This is a genomic window from Ammonifex thiophilus, assembly GCF_003368535.1.
GTDB lineage: Bacteria > Bacillota > Desulfotomaculia > Desulfotomaculales > Ammonificaceae > Ammonifex > Ammonifex thiophilus.
The window spans coordinates 1-11,293 of the sequence record NZ_QSLN01000032.1; the positions used below are offsets into that span (position 1 = coordinate 1).

Sequence of the window (11,293 nt, forward strand, 5' to 3'; positions counted from 1 at the left end):
AACTAAGCCGGCCTAGCCTCAGTAGTTTGATCCCTTAATGGCGCAGGTACCGGGACTATCCTGGCGGCGAGGTTTCCATGAAGAGAAGTTTTCTCCCGAACCACCTACTAACTCTTGACGCGCACTTCATTAAACTTTTTCGTTGACAAGCAGATGCTCTTCAAACTATAATCAAGTTAGCTTCTTCTAACAAAGGGGGCTTGAATCATGGAGACCACTTACACCCCGTCCGCGGAAGACTATCTGGAGGCTTTTTACCTACTCTCCTTGCGCAAGAAGGTAGTGCGGGTGAAGGATGTGGCCGCTCATCTAGGGGTAAAGATGCCCTCGGTGGTGGCGGCGGTGAAGACCTTGGCGGAAAAGGGTCTGGTACAGCAGGAGCGATACGGCTACATCGAGCTTACCCCCAAAGGGCTGGCTGTAGCCCGGGAAGTGTACGAGCGGCACAAGACCTGGTATTCCTTTCTCACGGAAATCCTGGGGCTGGATCCCACTACGGCGGAAAAGGATGCCTGCAGGCTGGAACATCATATTTCTCCCTTAACTTTAGAGCGCTTGGGGAAACTGGTCAGTTTCGTGCGGGAGTGCCCCCACGGCAGCCGGTTCATCGCCAACTTCCAGGAGTACTCCACCTCGGGAGAGCGTCCTAATTTCTGTCCCGGCTGCGGTACGGGCCAGAAGCTCCTGTCCGAGCTCAAGGCGGGGGAAAAGGCCCGGGTGGTCAGGGTAGGGGGACAGGATATGCTTAAGAAGAGGCTTTTGGGAATGGGCCTTACTCCCGGCGAGGAACTGATCGTCAAACGGATAGCCCCCCTAGGTGACCCCATAGACATTCAGATACGGAACTACGATCTCTCTCTCCGGAGGGAGGAAGCCAAGGTAGTAGTGGTGGAGGTGATCTAGGATGTTCCCCCTGACGGCGAGCCTTCCAGGTGCTCGGGTACGCATTCTGCAGATCCTGGGGGGTAGGGGAATGCAACAGCGTCTTTGGCACATGGGCTTGAGGCCGGGTACCGAGCTGCGCGTGATAGCCAATGCCGGCGGTGGGCCAGTTCTGGTGGCCGCCAACGGCGAGACACGCTTCGGACTGGGCTGGGGCATGGCTCAACGCATCCTAGTAGAAGAAGTAAGGGAGGCGGCAGCGCATGAGTAAAAGTGCCGGTGTAGTGGCTTTGGCCGGTAACCCTAACGTGGGCAAGACCTGTATCTTCAACGCCCTCACGGGCATGCGCCAGAAGGTAGGCAACTGGCCGGGGGTGACGGTGGAGAAAAAAGAGGGAGTGTTCGTAGTCGACGGCCGGGAAGTGATGGTGGTCGATTTACCCGGCATTTACGGCCTCACTCCCTACTCAGTCGATGAAAAAATAGCGCGGGATTTCCTGCTGAAGGAAAAGCCCGGCGCTGTAGTGGCGGTGGTGGACACCACCAACTTGGAGCGCAACCTTTACCTAGTCGTGGAGCTTTTGGAACTAGGCGCCAACCTGGTGCTGGACCTCAACATGATCGACCGGGTAGAGGGCCAAGGAGTAAAGATCAATAAGGAAAAGTTGAGCCGGGGCTTAGGCGGCGTTCCCATCGTAGAAACGGCGGCCCATAAGGGCTTTGGCGTCGAAGCTCTGAAAAAGGTTGTGCTGGAAGCCATACAAAAGGGCAAGCGGGAAGAGTTTAAAGTAGACTACGGTAGCGAAGCGGAGACAGCAATTAGCGAGTTGGCGCATCTTCTGGAGGGCAAGGTGGCTTCTTTGGGCTTTTCTCCCCGCTGGACGGCGATCAAACTTCTGGAGGGTGACCCAGAAGTGCAGGAGTTGGTGAAGCAGCAGGGTGGGGAGGAGATACTAAAGATGGCCCGGCAGCTGGCCGTCTCGCTGGAGAAGAAGCTGGGTTCCGATCCGGAAACCTTTTTCGCTGAGCGCCGCTACGGTTTCATCCGCGGCCTGGTACGGCAGGCGGTTACGGCTACCGAGAAGGACTTGGCAGCGCGGCTCACCCTCTCCGATAGGCTTGACCGCATTCTTACCTCCCGTGTACTAGGAATTCCCATCTTTCTTCTACTGATGTGGCTTACCTTCCAGCTGGTCTTCAAGTTAGGTGCTCCCATAGCAGACGGCATCGATACCTTCTTCGGGTGGTTAGGGGAAAGTGCTTCCTCTTGGTTGGGGAGTGTAGGGGCGCCGGAGTGGCTGGCTTCCCTGGTCAAGGATGGAGTTATAAGTGGTGTGGGTTCGGTGCTGGTCTTCCTGCCCAACATCATGCTGCTCTTCCTGGCCCTCTCTTTCTTAGAGGACACGGGTTATATGGCGCGGGCGGCCTTCGTCATGGACCGTCTCATGCACACCTTCGGGCTACACGGCAAGTCCTTCATTCCCATGCTACTGGGCTTCGGCTGTAACGTTCCAGCCATCATGGCCACCCGTACCTTGGAAAGCGAGAAGGATCGCATTCTCACCATTTTAGTAAACCCCCTGATGTCCTGCACGGCGCGCTTGCCTATCTATGTTCTCTTCGCGGGGGCCTTCTTTGCCGAGAAGTATCGGGGCACAGTGATCTTTTCCCTTTACCTCCTAGGAATAATCTTAGCCCTGCTGGTAGCCATTCTCTTCAAAAACACCCTCTTTAAAGGGGCGGTGGCTCCTTTCATCATGGAGCTCCCTCCGTATCGGTTACCCTCGGTTAAGAGTCTGCTTTTGCACATGTGGGAGCGCAGCCGTGTGTTCTTGATCAAGGCGGGTACCATTATCTTTACCGGTGTGCTGCTGGTGTGGCTTCTGGCTTCCCTACCTTTGGGAGTGGAGTACGGAAGCGCCGAAAGTCTGGTGGGGAAGCTGGGGCAGGTCTTCGCTCCTCTCCTCAAACCGGCAGGCTTTGGCGAGTACCAGGCGGCGGTGGCCCTTATTTTCGGCATCCTGGCCAAGGAAATAGTGGTAGGCACGCTGGGTACCCTGTACGGAGTAGGGGAAGAAGGACTAGCCTCGGTGCTCCCGGAGCACTTTGACCCTGCTTCGGCTTACGCCTTCATGGTTATGTCTCTCATCTATATACCCTGTTTGGCGACCATCGCCACCATCAAGCGCGAGGCGGGCTGGAAGTGGGCCGCCTTCGCCGTGGCCTATTCGCTAGTCTTGGGTTGGGTAGTGGCCGTGATCTTTTACCAGATTCTGCGCCACTTCTGGGCCTAAAGGTAAAAAACTCCCTGCTTTCGAGAGGGCAGGGAGTTTTTTAGAGACTCTTAGTTAGAATAAGCTAAGAATATTAACGAGGTGGTAGAAATGAGGGTAGTTGTGGTAGGAGGAGACCGATTAGGGCAGATCCCTGCCCGTCTGGTGGACTTTGGCTTTAAGGAGGTAGTGCACGTTACCGGGCGCAAGGTGAGGGACATCTGCTGCCAAATCCCGGTAGAGACGCGCCTCATCGTGGTGCTAATCGACTACGTGAATCATGCCCTGGCGGAGAAGGTAAAGGAAGAGGCCAAAAAGCGCGGCGTACCGGTCATCTTTGCCCGGCGCGCCTGGTCTACCATTTACTTCCAGTTAGGGCGTCTAGAGTTGAAAGGGGTGAAAGCTTGCGCAGCCGCTCAGTAATCCGAGGTGTGAACCGGGTGAGGCCCTGCAAGGTGAAAGGAGATTCTCTTACCACCGCACTCTTCTCCCTTCCGGCTACACCTAAAGAGGCGGAAACGCTCCTGGCAAACCTCCTTGAGAACCTCATCAACTCGGCCCGGAAAGGAGGTGAGAAGTGATGGAGGGGAAAATTGCCATAGCGGCCCTAGGGGATTCGCCTGAAGCCGCCTTTTCCCGTCACTTTGCTACGGCTACCCATTTCTTAATCTACGACACCACCAGCGGCGAGCTGGAGGTGGTGGTCAACACCGCCCGCGATCTGCCGGCGGGCAGGGGAGTGGCCGTGGCTGATCTGCTTATCGGCAAGGGAGTGAAGGGAGTGGTGGTGGAGCTCATCGGTCCGCGCCCTTTCGCTCGTCTGCAAGAAGCGGGTATCAAGGTCTACCCTGGACCGCGCATTAAAGTGCAGGAAGTTCTCAATGCCATCAAAGCGGAGCAGCTGGCTCCGCCCCTGGAGGCACCCACGGAAGCTTCTCATGCCGGGGAGCACGGCGGCTGCCAGGAGTAATTCCAGCTTGGGGGCCGGGTGGGGAGGATGGCCTCCGCCTGGCCCCAAAAAGCAAATTAGGGGGTGTTGAGTCTCTATGAGCTTTCGGCTGCTTCGCCGCTTGGCCTTGGTTCAACTCCTGGTTTTTCTCGCCTCTTGCTTCTTCTTCCTGCCACTACCCAAAGCGCAGGCGGAAGAGCCGAAACCGGGCGTTCTGGTGCTGGCCCACGGCACCAACGATCCCAAATGGTTCACCCCGGTCTGGGAACTGGTTTACGGTCTACAGGAGCATCTACCCTGGCCGGTGGAGCTCGGTTTTCTGGAGGCCATCGAGCCCGACATTCCCGAAGCGGTGGCCAAGCTCAACCATCGTGGGGTTAACCGCATCATCGCCGTGCCCTTCTTCGTCTCCAGCTACTCCAACCACATCGAAGAGATCAAATACATTCTGGGGCTGCGGAAAGACCTTCCTAATCCCGAGGAAGAGCTAGAACGGGCCGAGCCAGCCGGGGAACTGATCCTGACTCGGGCTCTGGACGACCATCCCCTCTTTGCTTCGCTTTTGACCCGGCTGGCCACATCTCTGGTTCGGAATCCGGAGCAGGAAGTGGTGGTGCTGGCCGCCCACGGCAGTGACTCGGCAGAGGGGCAGGAGGACTGGCGGCAAAACCTGGCTTCCTTGGGGGAACAGATGAAGGCCTTAAGCGGCGGCAAAATCAAAGAGGTTCTTTATGGCTTCATCTTCGAGGGCGCTTCTCCCTCGCTGGAGGAGACCGTGTCCCGGGTGATTTACGAAAAAGGGAAAACGGCCCTGGTGGTACCGGTGATGATAAGCGAGGGGTACTTCACCGGGGTCAAGATTCCCGGGATCCTCAAAAAGTTCCCTCAGGATAAGTACCGCTACCCAGGTATCGGCCAGCGGGCCCTTCTTACCGCCGACAGAGAAATGGCTCGGCTGATCTTGGAGTGGCGGGCGGCCAACGAAATACAGCCTGCACCTCAGATCGGCGAGATAAAGCTCAACCTCGACCGGGCCTATGCCTTTGCCAAGAAGTGGCCTTGCTCCGCCCTAGCTTGGCGGGTGGCGGGTATAGCTTATTCACGGCTGCTCGGTGACCAGGTGACCAAGGAAAGCTGGCAGGTGGTTTCCTTCCTGCCGCCGGAAGCGGGCTCCCGCCCGGTCTTCGAGGCGGTGGCCGAGAAGGTTTACTATCTGGGTAACTGGGAAGAAATTCTGCCCTCCAGTCCCACCTTCCTCATCACCGATCGGGCGACCGGGAAGACCGCGCTGATCCACGCTCGGCCTGAACTCTTCGGTGGTGAGGATTTCTTCGCCCTGCGCAACAAGGTGATGGGAGGGCAAGCTTCCCCCGAGGAGCAGTCCCTTTTGCAGAAGCGGCTGCTGCTTCTTCTGGAAAACCTTCTCACTCAACCGGAAGAAGCTTTCGCAGTACGCCAGCTTGATCCTCTGCAGGTAAGGAAGGGGCAGGAGCTCCTCTCATTCCGCTATCCGGAGCTCGCTTGGGAAGAAGGGAAGCTTTGCCTCTGCCGTACCTTCCTCTACCGGGGCTTGCAGGAAGCCTTCGCCGCGCTCTGGAGCGAAGGGGTGCCGGATCAAGGCAGCTTCACCGTGGAGACCAAGATAGGCACTCCCTGCGCCGCTGAACTTTTGGGACAGCTGGCCGGCGAAGGACATTACCGGCAGATAGGCCCCCGGCGTCCACCTTTGCCCGAGGACTTTTACCTCCGGGTGCGGGACGGTCGGGGCCGGAACGTGACGGTCAAGCTGGCTGAGGGTGCCATTCCACCGGAGTTCTTTGCGCTCCGAGACAGGATCAAGCAGGGCAAAGCCACCCGGGAAGAACTGGTGCGCTTTAATAACTTGCGCTACGCCGCCATCCTGCGCCTGCTCACCGATCCCAAGGCTTTGCAAATAGAAAAGCTTGAACCGCCTGCAGCCAAGTTCAGGGACCTGGTCGGCCACTGGGCAGAGAAAGTCGTTGTAGAACTGGCCGCGAAGGGGCTGATCTCCGGCTACCCTGACGGAACCTTCAAACCTGATAGGCCCGTCACCCGGGCGGAGCTCGCCTCTCTCCTGAGCCGGACGCTGAGCCTTGCTCCCGGGGAAGAAAAGCACCTGGAGCTCTTTGCCGACCGGGGCGAAATACCCTCCTGGGCTCGGGGCGCGGTGGCAGCTTGCGTCCGGGAGGCTCTGCTCCAGGGCTACCCGGCCGGAGAGCTCCGCGTTTTCCGTCCGGATCAACAAGTTTCCCGGGTGGAGCTCGCCGTGATTCTGAACCGGGTGGCCCGGAGCAAGGGACTTGCCGCTACTTTCACCCCCTTGAGTTTCAGGGACCTGTACGATATTCCCAACTGGGCGCTCGCCGATGTGCAGCAGGCGGCTCAGATAGGGCTAATAGTCGGTTACCCCGATGGTACTTTCAGGCCTGGTAAGCCCGTCACGCGGGCCGAGGCTGCCGCCATGGTGTTGAGGCTCTTGGAGAAGTTACCCGCGACGGCGCAAAAGTAGGGGGGAGCAGAGGGGGATCCGGAAGCAGGGATTTTCCCGGATCCCGGCCCCTGCGTCTCGGGAGGGGGAAGGGAGAATGGAGACAGCTAGTTTCTTCTTCTATCAGGTTACCCATGGCGCCATCGACTGCTTGATAGCGGCCTTGGAGGCCCGCGATCCCTACACGCGGGGTCATTCTTCCCGGGTGGCCAAGCTCACCGAACTCTTGCTACGGGAGTTAGGGGTGAAGGGCTGGGAGGCCGAACTTATCCACCTGGCGGCACACCTGCATGACATAGGTAAGATCGGAGTTCCGGACGAGATTCTACGCAAACCAGGCAAGCTTACTCCGGCTGAATGGGCCAAGATGCAGGAGCATCCGGTGATTGGCTACCGTATTCTGAGCCGCTCTTCGTCTTTGAAGGAAATCGCCCGTATGGTGCTTTACCACCACGAACGCTGGGACGGCAAGGGCTACCCCGAGGGGCTCCGAGCCGAGGCTATCCCCTTCGGTTCCCGTGTGATAGCAGTGGCCGACGCCATCGATGCCATGCTTTCCGCCCGGCCTTATCGCCCTCCCCTCACCATAGCCGAGTGCCTGGCGGAGATCGAAAGAGGAGGGGGGAGCCAGTTCGACCCCTTACTGGTGGGGCCGGCCAGGAGGATCCTTATGCGGCTGGAAAAACTGCGTAGCAGGCTAAGGAAAGAAGCGAAGCGTCTTGAGCACGCCGGAGCCTGAGGAAAGAAACTATCAGGCTTTCGGCAGGAAAAAGGAGACCAAAGAGAGAAGTCAATACCCCGAAACCTCCGAGTCCGGCCCCTAAGGTTCTAAGCAGGGCTATGGGGCCAGGGCCGATAGGGTGTGCCTGGAAACGGGCGCGCCTCCCGGTGCGGAAAGGAGGTGGGGGGAGAGGAAGTTTTTTGCCGACCGGGAGGTGCCGGTCGGCTTAAATTTTTCGGAAAGGAGGAGATCGTTTTGTTCAAGCGCAGGTGGCTTGCGGGTGCGGTAATGCTTCTTTTCTTGTCCTCCTGTTTTTTAACCGGCTGCGGGACTAAGCCTCAGACCCAGAGCTCGGCTCCAGCCAAGGAACTCACGGGGAAAGTGATTATCTTTCATGCCGGCAGCCTCACCGAACCGCTGAAAAAGATGGCCCAAGAGTTCGAGGCCAAGCATCCGGGGGTGAAGATCGAGCTTGAGGCTAGCGGCTCACGGGCGGCGGCCAAAAAGGTGACCGAGCTCCACAAGCCTTGCGACATTCTGGCTTCAGCCGACTACGAGGTCATCGAAGAGCTCCTGCGACCCAAGTACACCGACAACAACATCCTCTTTGCCCGTAACGAGCTGGTGATCGCTTACACCCCCAAGAGCAAGTATGCCAACGAGATCAACTCTTCCAACTGGTACCAGATCCTGCTCCGTCCCGGAGTCAACTACGGCCGCTCTGATGAGAACGCCGATCCCTGCGGCTACCGCACGCTGATGTGCTGGCAGTTAGCTTCCAAATTTTATAACGACCCTACCCTCTACGACAAGCTTTACAAGAACTGCCCTCCGCGCAACATCCGTCCCAAATCGGTGGAGCTTCTGGCCATGCTGGAGTCGGGAGCTCTGGATTACGCTTTTGAGTATAAGTCGGTAGCCGAGCAGCACAAACTGCGCTACGTGGCGCTTCCTCCTCAGATAAACCTGGGAGACATCAAGTACGCCGACTTTTACAAGCAGGCTGCAGTGCAGGTTAAGGGTAGCGAACCGGGCAAAATGGTAACCTACCAGGGAACACCGATCGTCTACGGAGTTACCCTGCTAAAGGAGGCTCCTAACAAGGAAGCGGCGGTAGCCTTTCTCAAATACATGCTCGCTAAAGACGGAGGATTGAAGATACTGCAAGAAATGGGGCAGCCGGTCTTGGATCCCCCTCTTTATCTGGGAACTCTGCCTCCAGAGCTGGCAGGGGTGGCTCAGCCAGCGCAGTTGAACAAGTAACTGGGGAGCGGGGCGGTTTTGCGGGGTAAAGACCAAATTTACTGGATATCACTGGTAGGTGGCGGCCTAGTTTTGTTCTTCCTTCTTTACCCTTTGCTGCACGCTTTTTGGGTCACCAACCCTTCGATTCTGGCCCAGACGTGCCGCGACCGGGAGGTAATCAATTCCTTGCTCACCAGCTTCAAGACCGCTAGTGCCGCCACCTCCATAGCCACAGTTACGGGAGTCCCCTTCGCCTACCTTCTGGCCCGCCGGGAGTTTAAGGGGAAGAAGATTGTAGAGGGACTCATCGACCTGCCGGTGGTGATCCCTCATACCGTGGCGGGCATAATTTTGCTCATGGCCACCAGTCCTTACACCTGGTTGGGTAGCTTTCTAAAACGGGCAGGGCTTGACTTTGTGGGAACCTGTACGGGGATCACCATTGCCATGCTTTTCGTCAGCTTCCCTTTTCTCCTCAATGCCGCCCGTGACGCTTTCGCCGGGGTGCCGGTGCGCCTGGAGTTTGTGGCGCGAACCTTAGGCGCCGGTCCCTTGGCCGTATTCTTCACCGTTACCCTACCCCTGGCCTGGCGGGGCATCCTTACCGGTATGATTCTCACCTGGGCCCGGGCTGTGAGTGAGTTCGGTGCGGTCATAATCCTAGCCTACCATCCCCGCACCGCCCCGATCCTCATCTACGAGCGCTTTGAGACCTACGGTTTGGCCTACGCCCAGCCCATAGCTGTTTTGCTCCTCCTGGTTTCCCTTTTTGTCTTCGTGCTCGCTCGGCTGGTAGCGGGAGGTAAGGATTCCCGTGCTGGAAGTCAGCAACCTGGAAGTTAAACTTTCTCCATTTACCCTTCGGGACATAAGCTTCACGGTGAGCGAAGGGGAGTTCTTCCTCATCCTCGGGCCTTCGGGAGCAGGAAAGACCGTGCTTCTGGAGACTTTGGCTGGGATACACTACCCCCGGCGGGGCAAGATCCTGCTGAGGGGAGAAGATATAACTTTTGTTCCGCCGGAGAAGCGGCCGATCGGCATTGTTTACCAAGACTATGCCCTCTTCCCCCATCTAACTGTAGAGGAAAACATACGCTACGCTTTGCGCTTCCGTCGGCGGGAGGCAAACCTTTCCTGGCGAAAGTTGGTAGATTTCCTGGGAATAGGGCACCTTCTATCCCGCTATCCCGACACTTTAAGCGGAGGAGAGAAGCAGCGGGTGGCGCTGGCTCGCGCCCTGGCCGCTTCCCCTCGGCTGCTTCTTTTAGATGAACCCCTTTCCGCTCTTGATCCCAACCTTCGGGGAGAGGTGGGAGGGGAGCTCATGCGTCTGAACCGGGAGCTTGGCCTCACGGTGATTATGGTAACGCACGATTTTTCTGAGGTATTCTCTTACGGCAAACGGGTGGCAGTACTCTTCGGCGGGAGGCTGGCTCAGGTAGGAACTCCTGGAGAAGTCTTTAGGAAACCGGCTTCGCTGGAGGTAGCCAAGTTCGTGGGGATGGAAAATCTGATTCCTCTCGAGCGGGAGGGTAGTTCTTGGCTCTTGCTGGGCCGCCGCGTGAACTTCGTCCAAAACTTCCCCGAAGAAAAATTTTTTGCCGGCGCACGTCCAGAGGATGTGCGCGTAAGCCGGTTTCCTCTCCCATTTCCCTACTCTTGGGAAGGTGAGGTGATGGGCATGGTTAACACGGGAGGGATGTTCAAGGTAGAGGTTAAGGTAGGTGTTATCAAACTTAAGGCTTACCTCACTGGGCACCAGGTAGTGGAGGAGGGGCTTCGAGCGGGAGAGAAGGTATATATAGGCTTTGCGGCCGAACACCTCTGCCTGGTCAAGGCTTGATGTAGGCGTAGCCTTCCTTTTGCTTCTGCACCAGCGCCGTGATTCCGGCCGGGACGATCTTTATAAATGATGGAAGGGTTTCCTTTGGTACGGCAAAAGCCCGAAGGGCGTTGTTGCAAAAAGCAATTTCTACACCTTTGTGAGCCAGTTCTTCCAGTTGTGGAAAGATGTCTTGTGCCGTTACCGCTTCTGCGTTAGCTACGATTGTAACCGCTACTTTCTTCCCTTCCGTGTCTGCAAGAAAGTTTTTTACGTTGGTTATGGCCACCGGCCACCGGTTCTTCTCGCTTACGTGAAAGACCACTTTAAAATCAAGCACTCATAACTCCCCCTTAGTTCTCTGTTGGCTCTGGAAGGAAGAACACAAACGGCAAGGGTCTCCAGCTCCCGAACCCTTGCCGTTGCTCGCTTTTTATGGTGGGCCACCCAGGACTCGAACCTGGAACCAGACGATTAAGAGTCGCCTGCTCTGCCTATTGAGCTAGTGGCCCGTCTTTTAAGTGGTGGAGGGGGCTGGATTCGAACCAGCGAAGGCGTAAGCCAGCAGATTTACAGTCTGCCCCCTTTGGCCACTCGGGTACCCCTCCGTTTTTCCGCCGGCCCTGGTCGGGATGGGGGGACTTGAACCCCCGTCCTCGTGCTCCCAAGGCACGCGCGCTAACCAAACTGCGCTACATCCCGGCGCCGGGAACCTCACGCACTTCCTATTATAACTGGCCGCAGGTCTTCCGTCAACTACCGCTCGGCTCTAGGTCAAGAAGTGTGGAGAGGAGACCAGCCAAGCCAAGGGGAGAAAAGCTAAGAGCATCTTTCGCACATAGACCCCGCGGTTCCGAAAACCGTAACTTATCCGCTTGAGGAGCTTGATCTT

The 11,293-nt window shown here is 57.4% G+C and carries 11 protein-coding genes, 3 tRNA genes and 1 riboswitch; of the genes, 10 read left to right on the forward strand and 4 right to left on the reverse strand.

Annotation, left to right across the window (positions count from 1 at the left end; translation table 11 throughout):
- The first annotated feature begins 207 nt into the window (after positions 1 to 207).
- The 10 genes from DXX99_RS10550 to DXX99_RS10595 all read left to right on the forward strand — a co-directional run bounded on the left by DXX99_RS10550 (position 208) and on the right by DXX99_RS10595 (position 10,422).
- Positions 208 to 903 carry a metal-dependent transcriptional regulator gene (locus tag DXX99_RS10550; RefSeq protein WP_115793442.1) on the forward strand — a complete coding sequence of 232 codons (696 nt, stop codon included), beginning with the start codon at positions 208 to 210 and terminating at the stop codon, positions 901 to 903.
- 1 nt (position 904) lies between these two features.
- Positions 905 to 1,153: a FeoA family protein gene (locus DXX99_RS10555; RefSeq protein WP_115793443.1), complete on the forward strand. Its 249-nt coding sequence runs from the start codon at positions 905 to 907 to the stop codon at positions 1,151 to 1,153.
- On the forward strand, positions 1,146 to 3,176 hold the full coding sequence (gene feoB / locus DXX99_RS10560) for a ferrous iron transport protein B (protein ID WP_115793444.1): 2,031 nt from the start codon (positions 1,146 to 1,148) through the stop codon (positions 3,174 to 3,176). The genes DXX99_RS10555 and feoB overlap by 8 nt, the downstream gene beginning before the upstream one ends.
- 90 nt (positions 3,177 to 3,266) lie before the next feature.
- Positions 3,267 to 3,578 carry a DUF2325 domain-containing protein gene (locus DXX99_RS10565; RefSeq protein WP_115793445.1) on the forward strand — a complete coding sequence of 104 codons (312 nt, stop codon included), beginning with the start codon at positions 3,267 to 3,269 and terminating at the stop codon, positions 3,576 to 3,578.
- A gap of 157 nt (positions 3,579 to 3,735) precedes the next feature.
- On the forward strand, positions 3,736 to 4,125 hold the full coding sequence (locus tag DXX99_RS10570) for a NifB/NifX family molybdenum-iron cluster-binding protein (RefSeq protein ID WP_115793446.1): 390 nt from the start codon (positions 3,736 to 3,738) through the stop codon (positions 4,123 to 4,125).
- Between the two features lie 76 nt (positions 4,126 to 4,201).
- The gene (locus tag DXX99_RS10575) at positions 4,202 to 6,634 is read left to right on the forward strand and encodes an S-layer homology domain-containing protein (protein ID WP_115793447.1); all 2,433 of its coding nucleotides are present in this window, start codon (positions 4,202 to 4,204) and stop codon (positions 6,632 to 6,634) included.
- Between the two features lie 76 nt (positions 6,635 to 6,710).
- A complete protein-coding gene (locus DXX99_RS10580) occupies positions 6,711 to 7,352 on the forward strand; it encodes an HD-GYP domain-containing protein (RefSeq protein ID WP_115793448.1) in 642 nt (213 codons plus the stop codon).
- A 54-nt stretch (positions 7,353 to 7,406) separates the two neighbouring features.
- A riboswitch (molybdenum cofactor riboswitch) is annotated at positions 7,407 to 7,530 on the forward strand.
- Positions 7,531 to 7,589: 59 nt separating this feature from the next.
- A complete protein-coding gene (gene wtpA, locus DXX99_RS10585; protein ID WP_115793449.1) occupies positions 7,590 to 8,597 on the forward strand; it encodes a tungstate ABC transporter substrate-binding protein WtpA in 1,008 nt (335 codons plus the stop codon).
- An 18-nt stretch (positions 8,598 to 8,615) separates the two neighbouring features.
- Complete coding sequence (locus tag DXX99_RS10590; protein WP_115793450.1) at positions 8,616 to 9,422, forward strand: ABC transporter permease; 807 nt, start codon at positions 8,616 to 8,618, stop codon at positions 9,420 to 9,422.
- Positions 9,394 to 10,422 carry an ABC transporter ATP-binding protein gene (locus tag DXX99_RS10595; protein ID WP_165847838.1) on the forward strand — a complete coding sequence of 343 codons (1,029 nt, stop codon included), beginning with the start codon at positions 9,394 to 9,396 and terminating at the stop codon, positions 10,420 to 10,422. The genes DXX99_RS10590 and DXX99_RS10595 overlap by 29 nt, the downstream gene beginning before the upstream one ends.
- Here DXX99_RS10595 and DXX99_RS10600 read toward each other — a convergent pair.
- The 4 genes from DXX99_RS10600 to DXX99_RS10615 form a co-directional block, all read right to left on the reverse strand.
- Entirely contained in the window at positions 10,412 to 10,741 is a 330-nt protein-coding gene (locus DXX99_RS10600) for a DsrE family protein (protein ID WP_115793452.1), read from the reverse strand. The genes DXX99_RS10595 and DXX99_RS10600 overlap by 11 nt on opposite strands.
- 96 nt (positions 10,742 to 10,837) lie before the next feature.
- A tRNA-Lys gene (locus DXX99_RS10605) sits at positions 10,838 to 10,913 on the reverse strand.
- 10 nt (positions 10,914 to 10,923) lie between these two features.
- Positions 10,924 to 11,009, reverse strand: a tRNA-Tyr gene (locus DXX99_RS10610).
- 16 nt (positions 11,010 to 11,025) lie between these two features.
- Positions 11,026 to 11,103: transfer RNA gene (locus tag DXX99_RS10615), tRNA-Pro, on the reverse strand.
- Between the last annotated feature and the right edge of the window lie 190 nt (positions 11,104 to 11,293).